8 protein-coding genes and 1 pseudogene are annotated in these 18,609 nt (G+C 45.4%); 4 read left to right on the top strand and 5 right to left on the bottom strand.

Features of this window, described 5'->3' with window-relative positions; genetic code table 11:
* Positions 1-56 precede the first annotated feature (56 nt).
* Together ACFFK0_RS10505 and ACFFK0_RS10500 are read right to left on the bottom strand one after the other, a co-directional pair.
* Positions 57-1,313, bottom strand: coding sequence for a methyl-accepting chemotaxis protein (locus tag ACFFK0_RS10505; RefSeq protein ID WP_377470124.1), 1,257 nt, complete (start codon positions 1,311-1,313; stop codon positions 57-59).
* A gap of 223 nt (positions 1,314-1,536) precedes the next feature.
* Positions 1,537-1,917 carry a hypothetical protein gene (locus ACFFK0_RS10500; RefSeq protein WP_377470123.1) on the bottom strand — a complete coding sequence of 127 codons (381 nt, stop codon included), beginning with the start codon at positions 1,915-1,917 and terminating at the stop codon, positions 1,537-1,539.
* 390 nt (positions 1,918-2,307) lie between these two features.
* Here ACFFK0_RS10500 and ACFFK0_RS10495 point away from each other — a divergent pair, with 390 nt between their 5' ends.
* A complete protein-coding gene (locus tag ACFFK0_RS10495; RefSeq protein ID WP_377470122.1) occupies positions 2,308-9,489 on the top strand; it encodes a cadherin-like beta sandwich domain-containing protein in 7,182 nt (2,393 codons plus the stop codon).
* Between the two features lie 625 nt (positions 9,490-10,114).
* Here the strand turns inward: ACFFK0_RS10495 and ACFFK0_RS10490 are convergent.
* Complete coding sequence (locus tag ACFFK0_RS10490) at positions 10,115-10,465, bottom strand: helix-turn-helix domain-containing protein (RefSeq protein ID WP_377470120.1); 351 nt, start codon at positions 10,463-10,465, stop codon at positions 10,115-10,117.
* 133 nt (positions 10,466-10,598) lie between these two features.
* Between ACFFK0_RS10490 and ACFFK0_RS10485 the strand changes: the two genes are divergently transcribed.
* A complete protein-coding gene (locus tag ACFFK0_RS10485; RefSeq protein WP_377470118.1) occupies positions 10,599-11,063 on the top strand; it encodes a hypothetical protein in 465 nt (154 codons plus the stop codon).
* A 294-nt stretch (positions 11,064-11,357) separates the two neighbouring features.
* Here ACFFK0_RS10485 and ACFFK0_RS10480 read toward each other — a convergent pair whose 3' ends face one another.
* On the bottom strand, positions 11,358-12,050 hold the full coding sequence (locus tag ACFFK0_RS10480) for a helix-turn-helix domain-containing protein (RefSeq protein WP_377470117.1): 693 nt from the start codon (positions 12,048-12,050) through the stop codon (positions 11,358-11,360).
* A gap of 746 nt (positions 12,051-12,796) precedes the next feature.
* Here ACFFK0_RS10480 and ACFFK0_RS10475 point away from each other — a divergent pair.
* On the top strand, positions 12,797-14,329 hold the full coding sequence (locus ACFFK0_RS10475) for a recombinase family protein (RefSeq protein WP_377470116.1): 1,533 nt from the start codon (positions 12,797-12,799) through the stop codon (positions 14,327-14,329).
* A 31-nt stretch (positions 14,330-14,360) separates the two neighbouring features.
* Here the strand turns inward: ACFFK0_RS10475 and ACFFK0_RS10470 are convergent, their stop codons facing one another.
* A complete protein-coding gene (locus ACFFK0_RS10470; RefSeq protein WP_377470114.1) occupies positions 14,361-16,088 on the bottom strand; it encodes a recombinase family protein in 1,728 nt (575 codons plus the stop codon).
* Positions 16,089-17,517: 1,429 nt separating this feature from the next.
* On the opposite strand from ACFFK0_RS10470, the pseudogene ACFFK0_RS10465 reads away from it, so the two are divergent.
* A pseudogene (locus ACFFK0_RS10465) lies at positions 17,518-18,435 on the top strand (IS256 family transposase); the annotation flags it as partial.
* Positions 18,436-18,609 lie beyond the last annotated feature (174 nt).

The following is an 18,609-nucleotide window of genomic DNA, read 5'->3' as shown; positions in this document are numbered from 1 at the left end:
CTTCTGCCTCATTCACCCCTCATTCAGACTCAGAACACCTGCTTAATTCCGAGCCTCTATACTATCGCGAAACCTCTTCCATGTTCACCGGCTCTCGCGGCTTCAATACTGGCGTTGAGGGCTAACAAGTTGGTCTGATTCGCAATATCGGCAATCAGGTCCAATATGTGTCCAATCTCCTCTGACTTCACACCAAGAGAGTTCACTACCTGAGAGGTGAGATCAATTTTTTCACGTGCGGCGATCATTTGGGCGACGGTTTTATTTGCGATTTGCACTCCGCTGCCCGCTTGAGCAGTCGCAGTCGATGATAAATCTGCGACAGTCTGGATGGATTTAGCCACTTGATCCATTCCTCTCGAGATCTCCGAGACGGCAGTTACGACATCTTTGGCATCCTTCACCTGTTTTTGGGAACCAGCTGCTACCTCCTCTACGGAAGCAGCGATGAGATCCGTAGCCTGGCTGGTCTGTTCGGCACTAGAAGAAAGCTGTTCCGACGCGGAGGATATATGAATGGCTGTAGTCTTTACCTCCAGGATCAAGGAATGAAGATTTTGAAGCATATGGTCAAAGGATTGGGCAACCTCACCAATTTCATCCTTGCTGTTAATAGTAAGCCTAGCAGTAAGGTCGCCTTCACTAGTGGAAAGCTCTTTCAACTTAACGTTGATTGCAGCAAGCGGCTTAAATTTTATATATATAAGGGCAACTGCGGTAAGCATCATGAGGGCTGTAACCCCTAGAACAACGAAGACGGTATACAGGCTCACATAAAAACGGGAAACTTGAGCCTCCGTGGCTTTCTCCGCCCTATCATTCATTGCTTCTTGGAACTTAGCTATTGGAGCCATAATAATAGTCTTGTTCTTATCGTAATTATCATCAAACATGAACTGCTGAGCCTTCTTTAGATCACCCGCGGCAACGGCTTTCATAGCGGCATCTTCCGTTGCGATCAAGGCATCGGAATTTTTCTTAGCCTCTTCAAGATACGCCAGCTCGCTTTGCGGAGCACGTAACTCTTTCAGACGTTCGATGACATGATCCCGGGTCTTAGTTTCGTTGACCTCTTTCCAATAACTATCGTAGAATTTCTTATCACCAAATACTACGTACCGCCGAGCCTGATCGGTTAAATAGTCTGATGCATCGGCTAAATTTATACCCAGCTGCTTTAACTCCGCCTGTTCCTTTTCCGATTCCTGTGTCGCTTCGAAGCTCATTTGTAAAAAGCGAATACACGTAAACAAAACAATGATGATGCCAATAAACGAAATACCAACTACCTTTATCAAAGTCTTGATCTTCATATGATTGGCCTCCTGATGCCCTTTCAATTGCACTTATCTTATCAGGAAATTCGACAAATTTCATCAAATTTTTCACCGTCTGAATTAAACAATAAACATATTTCGCCCGTATTAATCGGGATACCCAACGGTCAACTGGTAGGGTTGCGTTTAGGAATGACCAACAAGCTAAAGCTATTCGGGAATTCCATTAAAAATGAACTAACGCCCCGTAATTAATTGTTCACTCCCGCCTTGTGGGGCAGTGTAATCGACCAAGCCGTGCTCCTACACCAGTTGATTGCACTCCTTCAAAAATCTCCTTTCCCGCCTTTCCAATATTAATATTAAGCGGCGATAGAATTCCTTGAGATCTTGCAGCAACAAATCGGATAAATAAATCACACATATCAACGACCGCAGAAACGTTTTTTTGAAACCGCTCAATATAAGAGACCGAATCCTTATTTACAACGGCATCATCTTCCACTTCCGCGGCGATCCGATTAACCCCTTCGAGCTGATGATTAACAAATTGTGAGTCACCTACACGAATAATATTGATACGTATAACTAAAATCAAAAGGCCCATCACCCATTCCTGGGTATGCTTTTCTTTACTCAAACTACTGTTTGCGCGGGTCGGTACGAGACCTCATTAAAATTGCTAAACAAATTAAATTTCTTTATGAATGCTGGGGAGTCTCACCCGGCCGGAAAAGTGCGCATGATGCACAGGATAGTGACCTAAAAAACCGTCATGATGTTGCCCTGGCATTTGATAAAAGTGACTCCCAAATTCGACGGTATTTACAGCCCCTAAGCCTGAACCGGAATCTTCAAGACTTAGTATCTGAAGAAAAAATTACGCTAGCGGATAACGTTTTTAAAAAAATTGTCTGATTTTGTTTACTGATGTCATCGGTATAAATTATGATAGAAATGTGAAAAAGCGTTACATCGAAATCGATACATCGAGAAGCTTATCGAAAGGCAATCATTGTAGGGGGGTTCTATGGTAAAAAGTTGTTTTACTAAAATTCAAAGGGGCATGTGTTTACTGCTTGTGTGCATACTGGTGCTGTTTTCGAGTGGAATAGGACAATGGGCCCCTATAGCCCAAGCGGCAACGGCCTCTTGGAGCAATGGCAACTCGGGAGGGTTAACGGGAGCACTCAATGGCGTTGCTTATGGCAATGGCAAGTGGCTTATCTTTTCCGCTTTTGGTGATTATTCCACCTCTGACAATGGAACGACATTCAGCAAGGCGGCAACACCATTGTCATCAAAAGGCTGCCAAGCAGTAGCAGCAGAATACACGGAGGGACAGTGGGTAGTAGTCTGTGCTAATGGTGTGATTCTCACATCCCCGGCTGGGGCGGATAACTGGACGCAACGTGCTTCGGGCGTCTCGGCAAGGCTTAATTCCATCGCAATTAAGAATGACGGAAACGATGCTACTTACGTTGCTGTAGGGGAAACAAACGGTGTCATCATTTCTTCCTTAGATGGCCATAATTGGACGAATTATTCGCGAAGTGACGCCGCCGGATTCTATGGAGTTACCTATGGGGAGGGCAAGTTTATCGCAGTCGGGGATAGCACGGACTACACGCCGGTGCTTTATTCCTCAACTGATGGTGTGCAATGGAATCGGATTATGTCAACTGCACCACAGCAAGCGCTAAACAGTATTGCCTACGGCAACGGGAAGTTTGTTGCGGTTGGATTTAGCGGCTATATTTATACTTCTGACGACGGGGTGACTTGGCAAAATCGGTCGTCGAATATTAGCAAAGACCTATGGAGTGTTACGTATGGTGCAGGTAAGTTCTATGCTGCAGGGGCAAATGAGACGATCATCTCCTCTCAGGACGGCATTACTTGGGAGAAGGAAAATGGACTGGCGAGCGGAGGGCAGACCCTTAGCAGTATCAAAGTAATCGAAGGTCGTGGGATTGCGGTCGGGTCATCGGGGGCCGTCAAGACGGCAACTCCCTCTTTGCCGGCCGGCTCGAACGCTTCACTGAGCAATCTCCAAGTGACACCGGGCAGCTTAACGTTTAACTCGGCGACGAGGAACTATACCACTTCGGTTCCATACGGTACGACATCCGTAACCGTCACACCGACTCTTCAGGAAGCAACAGCGACGATGACTGTGAAGGGGGCTGCCACGCCAAGCGGGCAGCAGGTACCCGTTATGCTGGATGTGGATGGTTCTACCGAGATTACAATTGTAGTAATAGCTCAAGACGGTACTACGAGTTCCACGTACACAATTACAGTGAACGAAGCGGCTCCACCTGCCAATTCGGCTCCTACACAAATAAACCTATCTAACACTTCGGTTGCAGAGAACATGGCAGCTGGAACCGTAGTTGGAACACTAACCGCTGTTGACCCAGACAGTGATGAAACAGCCGTGTTCGAACTGATTTCCGGAGACACGGATGCATTTGAAATCTCAGGCAATCAATTGATAACAAAGAGACAATTTAACTATGAGACTAAAGCCAGCTATTCTGCCGGCATTCGTGTCAAGGACAAAGCCAATAATACATTGGACAGAACTTTCACCATTCTTGTTGCGAATGTGAACGAAGCGCCGACGGGCTCTATTAACATTAATAGTTCCGCTGCAGCTACGCAGTTACCGGACGTTACACTATACTTGACGGCATCAGATCCCGAAAACCAGCCGTTACATATGCAATTTTCAAGCGATAACGTAACTTGGAGCAGCTGGGAACCTTACACGACGTCTAAATCATGGATTCTCGCAACGGGGGATGGCACGAAGACGGTCTACATGAAGCTGCGGGACTCCGACTTTTTGGAATCGGCGGTCTACTCTGACAACATTATGTTAGATACCACAGCACCGAACGGCTCGTTGTCCATTAATTATGATGCAGTTACGACTAGTTCGCGAAATGTCACATTGGATATAGCCGGTTCAGATGTAAACGGACCTGTGGAGATGCGTTTTTCCAATGAAACTGGGGCGTGGAGTGCGTGGGAACCTGTAACGAGTTCAAAAGCATGGACACTTACTTCCGGCGACGGAACAAAAACTGTAACCATGGAGCTTAGAGACGCATTGGGCAACGTTAACGCTCTGAGCAAATCGATTTCCCTTGATACTACATTGCCCATAGTAACAGGGGTGACAAGCGGACAAGTAACGAACCAAGAACTCACCATCACTTTTAATGAGGGAACAGCCATACTAAATGGATATCCATTCAGCAATGGCTCAAATGTGGGTGCGGAAGGCGATTATACACTGATTGTCACGGATCTTGCGGGTAATACAAGTACCGTTGTCTTTACCGTCGATAAGACACCGCCCACTGCAGAAATAGCGATTAATAACGGGGCAGCTGAGACCCTAACGGAGAGCGTCAACCTCACTCTCTCTAATATGCAGGGTGGAGCTGCATTCATGCGGTTCAGCAGTAATGGAGTGGATTGGAGTACATGGGAGCCATTTGCCGCATCCAAAGCTTGGACGCTGGAGAGCGGCGCTGACGGGATGCGAACGGTCTATGCTGAGCTGCGAGATGCCGCAGGTAACATAAATCCATTCAGCGATACGATTACCTTAGACACAACAGCACCTGCGGGAACCATTGCTATTAACGAAGGAGCAGCTTACGCCAATTCTGCCTCCGTCAGCTTAAATATTGAGGGCACGGATGCAAGCGGAGCCGTGCAGATGCGTTTTTCCAATGATGCGGGCACTTGGAGCTCCTGGGAAAATGTCATACCGTTCAAGACTTGGGTACTGTCAGCTTCGGATGGAAGTAAGACCGTCCATATGGAGCTTCGCGACGGAGCAGGCAATACACAGACTTATACCGACACCATTGTTCTCGATACTCAGAAACCGGTGGCTATTGGTGTGACAAATGGCCAGCTGACCAATCAAGATCTCATTATCAGCTTTAACGAAGGAACGGCCACGGTAGACGGACAATCCTTTCAGAGCGGGGATAAAGTGACAGCCGAAGGTTCGCATACCTTAATCATAACTGACGAAGCCGGAAATGAGACGACTATTGTATTTACAATCGACAAAACCAATCCGTCGGCAGCATTTAGTATCCAAAACGGTGATGGCTTCACCCGCTCAACCAACGTCAATTTGACCGTGACGAATCCTCAAGGTGCTGCCGACATGGCCTTCTCCAATGACAATTCAGCATGGAGTGCCTGGGAAGCAGTCAAAGCGGGTAAAGCCTGGACGTTAGAAACGGGAGACGGCACGAAAACCGTTTACATGAAGCTGCGCGATGAAGCCGGCAATACGGCTGATTATAGCGGTACCATTATATTGGATAGCGAATTGCCGACAGGCTCGATTGGGATTAACAGCGGAGCCGCGAAGACCGGTAGTACCGATGTAACGTTGTATCTTACCGGTTCGGATGCGAACGGTCAGGTTGACATGCGTCTGATGAACGACGGTGGTAGCTGGACAGATTGGGTGCCTTTCTCCTCCACGAAATCATGGACTCTAAGAGACGGGGAAGGAGTTCGGGAAGTTACCGTTGAAATGCGCGATCGGGCCGGAAACACGGCTTCCTTCAACGACACGATTGAAGTGGATCAAACCAAACCAATCGTTACGGGAGTAAGCGACGGGCAATTAAGCAACGCTGATTTCACCATCACGTTCAATGAAGGCACGGCGACTCTAAATGGGGATTCGTTCCAGAGCGGTGAACAAGTGATAGCAGAAGGATCCTATGAACTAACGGTTATTGATGAAGTGAACAATACCACAACAATCCGGTTCAGCATCGATAAGACAAAGCCGGCAGGCGGCTTCACAATCAACGGGGGAGCGAGCCATACCGGGGCGAATGCCGTTACTCTGGAGATCACCGCTTCGGACAATAACGGTGCGGTACAAATGCGTTTTAGCAATAATGGGGCAGACTGGAGTGAGTGGGAGGAACCCACCCTTGCTCAAAGCTGGAATCTGGCAGGCGGCGAGGGAATCAAAACCGTCTATATGGAAATTCGCGACCCTGCGGGGAATACGGAAGCGATTACTCGCGATATTATCTTGGACATGACTAAACCGGTCGTTTCCGGCGTAACCGATGGACAGTTAAGCAGCTCGGACTTGACCATCTCGTTCAATGAAGGGGTGGCCACACTTAACGGACAGCCTTTTACGGCCGGTACAACCGTCGGTGAAGACGGCTCCTTTACATTGGAGGTGACCGATGCGGCCGGCAACAAAACGTCGGTTACTTTTACGGTGGATAAGAAAGAGCCAACCTCAGAGGTCGCCATTGAAAGCGGAGCGTCGTTCACAACGTCGTTCAGCGTCAATCTCTCCATCACCGACGTGAATAGCGGCGAGGAAATGCGCCTTGCCAACGAAGATATGGCGTGGAGCCAGTGGGAGCCGGTTGCTTCACCTAGGGCATGGAACTTAAACGCGGGTGACGGTGTTAAATCGGTTTATATGGAAGTACGTGACAGAGCCGGGAATATCCACTCATCTAGTGATACCATTGTGGTAGACACCATCAAGCCGACGGGATCGATGATCATCAACGGCGGGGCTGGCTTTACGAATCAACAAGAGGTTACACTTGGCCTAACTGCGCATGATCTAAACGGCCCTGTCCAAGTTCGTTTCTCCAATGGTGACAGTGTATGGAGCGCATGGGAGTCCGCGGCTTCAACCAAGTCATGGACGCTTGAGAATTCGGATGGAGCCAAGAGTGTAACGATGGAAGTTCGCGACGCAGCCGGCAACATGGAGTCCTTTACCGATACAATTGAATTTGATGCAAAGTTACCAATTATCACCGGAGTAACTGATGGTCAAATATCCAAGAACGACATCACGATTACGTTTAACGAAGGCACGGCTGAGCTAAACGGTCAACCGTTTGTCAATGGTACGGTAGTAAGCACAGAGGGAATTTATAATTTAACGGTTACCGACGCATCAAATAACCAAGTAACGGTGCGATTTAGTATCGATAAGACGGCACCAACTGCTGTTCTAAGCATTAATGACGGGGCGGCTGCTGCGAATACGAACGCGGTGCGTCTCAAGCTGTTAAATGTAAGCGGCTCAGGCTTCATGCGGCTTTCCAATGATGGTATCACCTGGAGGGATGATTGGCAGCCAATTAGCACCGTTATCGATTGGACGCTAGAAGCGGGGTACGGCCTTAAAACGGTTCATCTCCAGCTTCGAGACGAAGCGGGCAACATTTCAGACAGCAGCGCTTCCATTCTTCTTAATAATATTTTACCGGCGCTAAATAACTTAAGTCTTGATATAGCCAGCCTAAGTCCGGCTTTCGACAGCGCGGTCACCAGCTACAGCACTACGGTTGCAAACAACGTTTACAGCGTATCCGTTACCGTTGCTGTTTACGACGAGCATTCTATCGTTTCCGTTAATGGGATAACGGCAAGTAACAATGTGCCTGTTCCGATAAATCTCAATGTCGGAGCCAATGTGATTCCTGTTGTAGTAACTTCGCAGAATAACGGGCAGCTTCTTTATACCATCACCGTAAATAGGCAGCCAAGTTCTAATGCAGACCTAAAGGATCTTACGATAGCTAATGCCGTCCTTTCGCCTGGTTTTGCTCCAAACGTACTTAGTTACCAGACGTATGTAGGTTCCCGTGATAACAGCACGACGGTGATAGCGTCTGTTTACGACGCTAATTCGACTCTTACTGTTAATGGACAGGCCGTATCTAACAAGGCCGCTGTTCCCGTAAAGCTTAACTATGGGATGAATGCTATCGAAATCATAGTTAAGGCAGCGGACGGCATTACAACAAAGAAATACACAATTCATGTTCAACGTATGATAGAATCCGATTCGAATGAATCCTCCGACACCTCGACTACTGCTACCACTGAAGGAGCTGCTCAGCAATCAGATCCTTCCATTCAAGGATTCGCAGTATTCGTAAATGGACTAAAGCAGGAACAAATCGCTGGGGCTTCAATTGTGCAGAAAGGCGACGCCACTACGGTTTTAGCAGTAATTGATGCACTGAAACTGAAAAACCATCTGGCTGAACTAAGTGAAAACCCGACAGTGGTTATTCCTGTAGCTTCAAAAGTGGATGAAATTTCAGCCGTGCTCACGGGTGATGCCGTAAAGGCATTGGAAGACAGAAGAGGGATTCTTCGCATTGAAACGCCGGAGGCTGCTTACGAAATACCTGCGAATCTCATTGCAATCGGTAAGGTCTCCGCGCAGTTTGGTAGCGGTACACCGCTGTCGGGTATCACCGTTCACGTATCCATTGCCGCCGGCACCGCTGAAAAAACAAACCTCTTTGAACAAGCAGGCCGGCGCCAAGGATTCGCACTAACAGGCGAGTCATTTGATTTTTCAATTACAGCAGCCCAGAGTGGCAAGAGTGTGCGAATTGAAAAGTTTGACTCTTACGTACAACGCGAAATTTCAATTCCTGAAGGTGTGGACCCTACAAAAATAACAACGGCTGTTGTCCTTAATGCAGACGGTTCCGTGCATCATGTTCCTACTGCCGTAACTGTGCGGGAGGGAAAATATGTCGCTGCGATTAACAGCTTAACCAACAGCACGTACAGCTTGATTTGGAATCAAAAATCTTTTGCCGACGTGCAGGAGCATTGGGCCAAAGAAGCCGTAGAGGATATGGCTTCGCGTCTTATCGTAACTGGTATGAACGCCAATGAATTCCAACCAGACGCGTCCATTACCCGAGCTGAATTTGCAGCTTTACTCGTTCGCGGACTCGGACTATCTGAGGACAGCAGGACGGATAAATTTAAGGATGTAGCATCCGACGATTGGTATATGGGTGCTGTACAAAAAGCAGTGGAGTATAGATTGATCGAGGGTTACGAAGACGGAACCTTTGGTCCGCAAAAAACAATCACACGCGAAGAAGCCCTTGTGTTAATCTCGCGCGCTATGAATATTGTTCAAAGAAAACCAACGGTATCACTTGCGTCTCTTTCTAAGTTCGAAGACCATTCGGCCATTAGTTCATGGGCAGCGCAGGATATTGCTAAAACCGTTGACAGCGGACTTGTTCAAGGAACAGGACCGAAGCTTGAACCAAAGAAACATATTACTCGTGCGGAAACAGCGGCATTGATTCAGCGGCTCCTATCGAATTTTCATTTGATTACCGAGAGGAAGTAAACAGATTATTTAATTCATACTCCGCTCAACCCAGCCTTTAGGCAAATGGATTAGACGCAAAGAGCATGCAGATAAGCACAACGACACCCCTTCCTTAGCGGAGGGGGTGTCGTTGTGCTTATCTGCATTCCGAGACATTAACCAAATCGCAAGTCGAGCAGTTGAATGAGCTCGGAGTTAAAAGACTCGGTCTGTTCTAAAACAGTTCCTAATAGGAGTCTATTAATTTCGTCAAATCAGTCAACTCTAATAATTTTGTGCCTTAGTTTCATCTTTCTATCTTATCTGTACTACTCCCCAAACCCGCTCCATTACTGCAATCTCAGTGATCTGTACTAGTCCTCACTAATAAAGCTACCGATTCTACGTGTGTTGAGTATCCAGTGAGAACAACCTACGAACCATATGAAGTGCTCAAGCCAAATTATTAAAGCCCGATTCACCCTAGAGTGCATCAGGCTTCTTTTTTCATGACTGGTGCGCGATCGCAATTTGCCAAAATGATGCGGTATGGTGCGGCAAGGTTTATTCCATATCCCCGCACCACACCTTCATTATCAGCATTTTGACAGGAAAGATCACTAGGCTAATTTAAGAATTTTGGGACATAGCGGTGCGCGTTTGCCTAACTGTCATTGCTCTTGGCATCTAGGGCATTGAATATCTCTTTATTAATCTTGCTTATCATCTCAATCTCGCCTGTCTTACGGCTTGTAATCATGGTTAAAATCTCATCTAAAGCCGCCCGCCTTATTTCATCCGAATTATCATCAAAACGGAAAAGCTCGGTCGGCGGGACATTAAGAGCATTGATTATCTTCTCTAATGTTTCAAGCGATATATTCCTATCGCCGCGCTCTACACCGCCGATATAGCTGTAGTGAAGTGTTGCGGCTTCTGCAAGTTGTTCCTGTGTCCAACCTTTAGCTTTGCGTAGATTTCTAATACGCTCTCCTACCAAAACAGGTAATTCCATATAACCACCTCTCATTCAGATTATGAGAGGCTGTACGGCTATTACAGATAAACAAACTAGAAATATAATAATTGAAATTTGTACTCATAGGTGTTATTTTTCATTTGATACTACTTTATGGAGGCAGATTATTTTGAACATTAAATCTACTGAAAACAAAGTTAAAAAAAGAAGTGCGGGGAGAGGAAAAACGAACGATAAGATAAAAAGCACATTATTCTTTATACAATTTTTCGGAATCATAGCTATCATTATTGTTGGAGCACTTTTTCTATTCGGTGCAATGCTAAAATCCTGTGCCCCCGCTCCTAACAGTGACTTAAAAAGTTCAATGGCTTCCTATTACAGAACGAACTATAACCTGAATGTTCGTGCTGATGATATTGAAATCTTTGATTCAAGATCGGGCGGTAAACTCGCGGGGATTAGAGTTGGCTACTCTGATAATTTTTATATTCTTTATAGACCAAAAGACGCTATGAAATTTCAAAACTTAAATGGTTTAGCGATTGGAAAGTTCTCGAATACTAATAAATATGATGGCGAGGATGCTTCACAGCTTATCGCAGAGTTCCTAGATAAAGTAAGTCACAAGTAACTTCATGTTACCAAGCCTATAATTCTATAATCCAATTATCTCCCTTGAAACCATCGCTTGTTTGGCTTGCCAAACAGCAGGTGGTTTATTTTTTTAAGATATGTATTTTGAATAGTTTTAATAAGATGTAATTACTCTCCCTTTTGTTCCAATAGCAACTCCCAAAATGTATTCTAGTAAAAACCGATTTGGCGTTTGCTAACTCCAATTCTAGTACGTTACAGATACCAAATTAGGACTACAATTCACTATTTGAACGGTTCTACTAAAAACGGATATCAAAAAGAAAAACCGTTAGACAGTCACTAACGGTTGAACAGTTCTAACATTAGTTCCAAATTTATCGTTCATCACTTCATTTAAGTAAGCAAGATATTCATTTAGTATCTCTCTTTCCTGACGACAGCTTTTATCATACTCTGACTTTGCATATAGTGCATCAGGATGCTTACAGTACTCATTCCAACATTTCAGAAGCTCTGCACATACAATCATAAGGCGGGACAAGAAGCTAGTGTATTCTGCGCTCTCGGTTACTCGCCTTACCTCTTTGCGGATTTGGGGTATAAGGTCTTGTTTTGGAATCCCTCTAGTTTGAATCGTCTTTTCAAACCACAATGTCAACTCGCTAAGAGTGATGTAAGGATTCGACTCCAATAAGTGAATGTAATAACGGTTAACTCGATTCGGTGATTTGTAAACGCTAATGAACTTCTTTTCAATTAGTTTCTTAATATTTTTGCTAACCGTCTTGTCATCCACATCTAGTTGAAACGCTAGATATTCGATAGAAGGAAACGCTTCATCATTATCGCCAAAACAGTAGAGTAATTCCATTAGAACAAGTTTTTCTTGGGAGCTTAATCCCCGGCATCTTGAAATGCGAAGCGGTAGCGGGAAATATTGCTTATTGCTGATGTAATACAAATTATCTTTATCGCTTGCTAATTCAATCATTCTGTCGAAAATGCCTTTCTTAGCGCTCATTTTGTAACCCCCTAAATTGATCTACTGAACCTATACGGGAGGAATCACTAGCAGTTAAGCATTAAACAATATCGCGAAAAATTACTATTGCTTCATCTTCTATGACGCACCGACTTTTTGCACAAATTCTCGGTAGAAATCACTTCGCTCTCTTCCCCGCCCCCGTAAAGCGGTTTTCTCCAAGGTATAGGGGGAGGTGAAGCATACATAAAAAATTTATCGAATTCCAGTGACTCTTTTTTTTCTTGACCGACTCTACTTCCCCTTTTATACTCCTGCTTAAAGTTCTTTGAAAACTGAATAGCTTTGCCCCGCTCCCCAATTATCGAATACTGTCGCCCTACAAGGCGGCTAGGGGAGCGGGAGGGCGATAATCAAGAATTAGGTCACCCGGGGACATAAGACGCTATAAATGGAATCTGAACAGTCTAGAGTCAGGTCAAACAAAAGAACGCTTCCCAAAGTCCACATGAGCGACAGGAAGCGTTCCATTGTCTATATACTTGTTAAAGCTTCATCACAATCAATTGTTATTAGTCCCGCTCGCACCAATTCAACTATCAGTTGTTCCAATGACTCTTGCACCGTCTGTATTCCAGTGTATTCGGGTTCCTGCTTCATGTTTGCCGCCCTCCCTTCCTGCTACTATCGCTATACGATAGGGGAATGGGGTAGTTTAGCGGGCTAAATTATGGCTTGAGCACTTCGTATAGGTTCGGTGAAACCATTCCGAGGAGGAACTACCTATGCGGTGTGCAATTTATGCAAGAGTTAGTACAAAAAGAGACGAACAGCGTAACAGCCTTGATAATCAAATTACATTCACAACTAACATTGTTAAAGATAACGCTTGGCAGTTAGCAGGAACATACATTGATGATGGGGTTAGCGGTACGACTTTCTTAAAGCGGGAAGCGATTCAGCAACTTATTCATGATGCCAAGAAAAAGAAATTTGATGTTGTTATTGCCAAGTCTGTATCCCGCTTCGGTAGAAGTTCAGTTGAGAGTATGACTGTAGCCGACGAGCTAGAGCAACGATATAATATTCGACTAATCTTCCCTGAGGACAACTATGACACGGCTACAAGCGACACCAAATTCATGTTCAGGCTAAAGGCTATACTTGCCGAGGAAGAAAGTCGTAAGCTATCAGCCCGTATTAAAATTGGTAGGCAAACAGGAGCACGTCTAGGCAAGTATCAAGCTTCGCTCACTGCGTTTGGATATAAACGAGGGGACGATGGGAAGCTTGCTTTAGATGAGCAATACAGCCCCATAGTCAGGGAAATGTTCGACCTATACCTATACAAAGGCTGGGGATGGTATAAAATCGCTAGCTATCTTAATTCAAGGAATATCCCCACGCCTAGAACTGTATCAGGTGGGAGCAACAGGGGGACGATGTGGCTTGAGAGCAGTATCCGAGTCATCCTAGAAAATGTTGTCTATACTGGGGCGCTCGTTCAGCATCGAGAGGAAACAATGGACTTCATCTCTAAAAAGCGCAAGACTGTAGCTCCTGATAAGCAAATAATCGTTAATGATGCTCACCCCGCCATCATCACACATGAGGAACACATTGCCGCACTAGAGAAAATGAGGGCTAAAGGCAAGCATAAAAGCAACGGTCAAGAAAGTACATTTGCTCATGTGGCTCGTTGTTCCGATTGCGGTAAGGGAATGATGTATCGGAAAGACCGCCTGAGGAAAGAAGGCGGTGCATACGTATGTGGGGGATATGTAAAACACACGTCAGCGTATTGTTCTTCACATATCATCGCTAATAATAAGTTATTGGACTTCGTAAAAGCCGACTTGCGGGAATTGATTACGAACAATGTACGAATGGAGCAACTATACAAAATTGCGGGCGGGGAACTTGAATTACATCAGACTTCATATTCAAAAGAGTTGCTAGGAGTAAACAAGCAACTTGCAAAGCTTGAGGGCGAGTTCCGTTCCTTACTAGCCTTATTCCAACAGAAAGTAATAGGCATTGAGCAGTTCAAGTCTACTAACGAGAACATTCAAGCTGAACAAAGTCGATTGACCGCACGAAAAACAGAACTTGAAACATTGATTGAATCCAAAAAGGATACAGAACGCTACTTACAAGACTTCCAACGCCAAGTAAACAAAATAGCGAAGCTAGACGTTGACAATGAGCAAGTGCTAAAGCATATCATCCAAAAGCTCATTAATAAGATCGAAGTACATGCGGATGGTAGCATCAAGATTATCTACAATATCGCCCGCCCCGCTTCATTAGGGGCATAAATCAAGCGGGGGACATCAATCCCCCGCCCATTTAAGTAACACTGAACACTCCACATGTGTTGTGCTCGGAATAGGAAGGCAAATTCCCCCTTTCATTTCGCATGGTCTTTTTTTGCTTATGCATCTTGCTTTGGATGCTGTTATGAAAGCCTGTTTTGTATACGAAGGTTAGCTTATACGGCTCGGGACTTTCCTGATTGGAGTTCTCCCCAATAATGACTTTATCAACAATACTTTCGAATACATTCCGGTCGAATGCGGTAAGAACTTCATTCGTTTGAAGCACTTTGCGAAAATGTTCAAGCCGTCTCCCCAAGTTAATTTCATCCTGCGCGGATTGCTCCAACTGTTCCTTTTCTTCGAGCAATTTAGAGAGTGAAGCATCGAGCTCCGCATACTTCTGTTCGTATGTAGCCCTGTCAATCTTCTCGTCCAGACACAAATCAATCAATTTGCAACGTTTTTGCTCCGTAGATTGAATATCGCTGATAATTTTGTTCAGTCGCTTTTGATTATTTTGGTCGCTAAACACGGACTCCATTCTTTTCATAAGCTCGTCCAACACGTCCGAATTGTTGCGGCAAACCAATTTATACGATTCAACAAAAGCGCCCTCGATCAATTTTTCCTCCAAAGCTTTACTTTGAGGGCAATACTTCTTCCCTTTCTTCGTGGCGGTCACACATTGCCATATCACCTTTTCATGCGGGGTTCCGCTATGCCAGTTCCGCCGCGAGAGGTTACTTCCACAAAAAGCACATTCTAACTTGCTGCTGAAAGCGAATTTCCTGCTGTACTTGTCCCTCTTGCCTTTCGCGCCGCGGCGGCGATTCTCGCCCCTTCGATGCAATATGTCCTGCGCTTTTTCAAAAACTTCCTCGCTGACAATCGGCTCATGATGATTCCTGATATAAAATTGATCTTCCTCGCCTAAGTTATCAAGCCTTCTCTTGGAGATCGGATCGACAGTAAATGTCTTTCCTTGCAACAAATCGCCTTTGTACTTCTCATTCTTTATGATACCAAGAACGGTTGTGTCCTGCCATTCGACTCTTCCGTATTTGGTTTTATGTCCCGCCTCAGTAAGTTCCTTTGCAATAACGTAGGCGCCGATCCCCGATGTATATCGTTCAAAAATATAGCGGACGATTTCGGCTTCTTCTTGATTGACGGTAATCTTTTTTGTATTCACATCATAATCGTATCCCAAACAGCTTTGAAAGCCGACCAGTTCGCCGCGCTTCATTTTCATTTTCAAGCCTTTTTTGACGTTAGCAGAGATGTTTTCCACTTCCTGCTGCGCTACGGAGCTTAGAATGACAAGTAACAATTCGCCGTCCATTGTCAGCGTATTGATGTTCTCGTCTTCAAAAAATACAGCGATGTTCTTTTCCTTCAACATTCGGACATATTTCAACGTATCCAGCGTGTTTCTTGCAAACCTGGAGATAGACTTCGTGATGATCATATCGATTTTCCCGTCCATACAATCGTTAATCATGCGCTGGAAATCCTCGCGCTTCGTTACCTGTGTCCCGGTTATGGCTTCGTCCGCATAAATATCGACAAGCACCCAGTCGCTGCGTTTGCTTACGAGATCGGTATAGTAGGCGACTTGCGATTTGTAGCTGTTCAATTGCTCCTCCGTGTCTGTACTTACGCGGGCATAAGGAGCAACGCGAAGAACATCCGATAACTTTCCGGCATTGCGATCCGTTATTTTCCGACTTGCTTTAATCACTTCAACTTCAAGAGCCATGGTGTTGTCCTCCATTCTTATTTACTCGCCATCAGTATAATAAGAGGTGGGCGGACCGACAAATGTGCGAATCAAGAAGTAAGGTCCGAAATGATACCGTAATCCCGCATTGTTTTGTTCTTTACCAAATGAAACTCGCTCTCGGTAATCAAACATAAGGCCAGCAACTGCCGCAACATAGCGATTTGCATACTGTAACGGATCAGCTTATGGTTCATAGCTACCTCCCAATCATTCTTAAAAACCGAAAACAGAGATGCGCAACGAACAAAACCTTGGTCGCGCATCCCTGTTTCCGCCTCTGTTTTGGTTGCTTCAAAATAATCCTACCCGGCGGACAGTGGTTAGCCGTCCTCATAGGCTTCAAACCTCTTCCAGGATCGCTGCAAGCCGCCCCCATTGCGCTGAACTGTGGCTGGACGGAAGTATCATTATCCCTCCGCATGGGTCATCGCCTTAAATGGCACCACCATTTATGGATTGCATGGGCAAAATCGCTCGCATTATACCAGTTCTTATTTTGCGCGTGCAGAAATAAGAAGCGGCAAAATGGTCGTGGCGCGCCTGCAATGCGGCTATCCTTTTCAGGCCAAGCGGGGAACGTACCGGATAAGATTGTATTTAGTTTTCAAAGATCCGATAAGAGGCACAATAATGCCCCTCTACAATTCATTTCATTTTTCGTAGAAAATCGGACCTCCCCACTATCAAATTTTTTTGAAAGAAGCTCAGTGGCGTCGAACCTTTTGCGCCTTATGGGACAAACTTTGAGGTATAGACGTCTTTTGAAAATGCACAATTGCCAGAATGAAAGCCTATCCCAAGTAATTTCAGTGGGTTCTAATATCGCCTAAAAAAATAGGCGCCCCGAACACGGGACGCAAACTTCATTTATGTAGAAATGGAAAATTGTCAAGTTTTCCTATGTACCATATCGGCTGTTTGTTCGCCATTTGAGAATTGAAATCAAAGGAAAACAGCCATGTTACGGTTTCACATGGCTGCTTGTTACATGTTCGATGTCCAAACGAAAATGGACCGCCCCCCTGCGAAGGTAACGGTCCATTTCGCCTAAACCTTTTCAGCCGACCGCCCTGAATAGCGGTTGCCATGTAAGTGGGTGGTAGCAGCCACCCTCTCCCTTAAACTTAATCATAATTCATCAAGTTTTAAACGGCAAACTCGAAAAGTAGACCGCCCCGACCTGGGCCTTGGTCTGCTTTTTCGTCTTGTTGCCCGTCGTTTAATCTAAAAACATCGCTCTTAAGGGGCTATCGTCATGGGGAAAGATGACGTAAAATAGTTTGTGTAGTAAGATTTGGAGTCTTACTTGACAACAAAAAAGTAGGGTATTCTCGGGATTGCTGAAGTCACCAAGAAAGGAACCCTACTCATGGCAACTATACAACAATCTACTCTTTCAGAACTAGACGGTTGGTTAGAGGAAGCCGTCATTCACATGTACAAGGGCGGCATGAGCACGCGGGAGGTGGCGAAATTCATCGAGGGCATGTTTGGTTCGCAATACTCTCCGACGACCATTAGCAACATTACCAGCACCGTACTGGAGGACGTTGAATCCTGGCGAAATCGGCCGCTCGAAACCCGATATTCGGTCATCTACTTGGACGGGATGTTCGTGAAACTAAGACGAAATACCGTCGATAGTGAAGCGATCTATTTGGTCATGGGCATTAATGAACGCGGGAACCGGCAAATTCTTGGTTTCTATGTGGGGGGTCAAGAGAGCTCCAATGGCTGGAGAGACGTTCTCAAGGACCTATACCGCCGAGGGGCCAAAGAAGTGCTGCTCGGCGTGTTTGACGGACTTCCGGGTTTGGAGGATGCCTTCCGTGAAGTCTATCCCCAGGCGGATGTCCAGCATTGTATCGTCCACAAGGTTCACGGTACATTCCCCAAAATCCGTGTACAAGATAAAACGGAATTTCTGGATGACCTGAAGACCATTTATAACGCTCCGGATCATGATCAGGCCATAACGGCGTTTCATACCGTAAAAGGAAAATGGGAAAAGAAATACCCGAAAGAGATCAAATCTTGGGAGGAACAACTTCCTACCCTTCTGACCTTTTTCAAGTACCCGCCGCTCATTAAAGATGCCATTTATACCTCCAATCCCATTGAGCGGCTGAATAAAGAGTTCCGAAAACGTCTCCGCCCTATGAACAGCATCACCAGCGTGGATGCAGCGGAGAAAATCATTTATCTCGAAGCTCAGGCGTACAACGAGAAATGGATGAATAAGACGATACGAGGCTTCGGTGATCCCTATACGCAAATGAAACTTGCTGAAATGTACGAGGAACGTTACTCGGAGGGAGCCTAAGTTCAAGACTAAAAGAACGGCCTCCCGCGCCTTCGCTTGGGCTACATTCTCCTTGGACCCTATCTCTGCAGTTTCAATAACCATCTCGCACTCAGTAATTGGGATGTCCCTACTTTAATTACACAAACTTATTGACACTTCCTGGGGAAATAAAGTAATAGGCTGAATTTGTTA

The organism is Paenibacillus chartarius (assembly GCF_042432825.1).
Taxonomy (GTDB): domain Bacteria; phylum Bacillota; class Bacilli; order Paenibacillales; family NBRC-103111; genus Gordoniibacillus; species Gordoniibacillus chartarius.
The sequence above is the reverse complement of the archived record's forward strand: the minus strand, read 5'-3'. Positions and strand labels throughout refer to the sequence as shown.

Excerpts from the sequence above, each read along its gene's own strand:
- ACFFK0_RS10475 (WP_377470116.1), top strand. The coding sequence starts at position 12,797 with ATGCGGTGTGCAATTTATGCAAGAGTTAGTACAAAAAGAGACGAACAG.
- ACFFK0_RS10505 (WP_377470124.1), bottom strand. The coding sequence starts at position 1,313 with ATGAAGATCAAGACTTTGATAAAGGTAGTTGGTATTTCGTTTATTGGC.
- ACFFK0_RS10480 (WP_377470117.1), bottom strand. The coding sequence starts at position 12,050 with ATGAGCGCTAAGAAAGGCATTTTCGACAGAATGATTGAATTAGCAAGC.
- ACFFK0_RS10495 (WP_377470122.1), top strand. The coding sequence starts at position 2,308 with ATGGTAAAAAGTTGTTTTACTAAAATTCAAAGGGGCATGTGTTTACTG.
- ACFFK0_RS10470 (WP_377470114.1), bottom strand. The coding sequence starts at position 16,088 with ATGGCTCTTGAAGTTGAAGTGATTAAAGCAAGTCGGAAAATAACGGAT.
- ACFFK0_RS10490 (WP_377470120.1), bottom strand. The coding sequence starts at position 10,465 with ATGGAATTACCTGTTTTGGTAGGAGAGCGTATTAGAAATCTACGCAAA.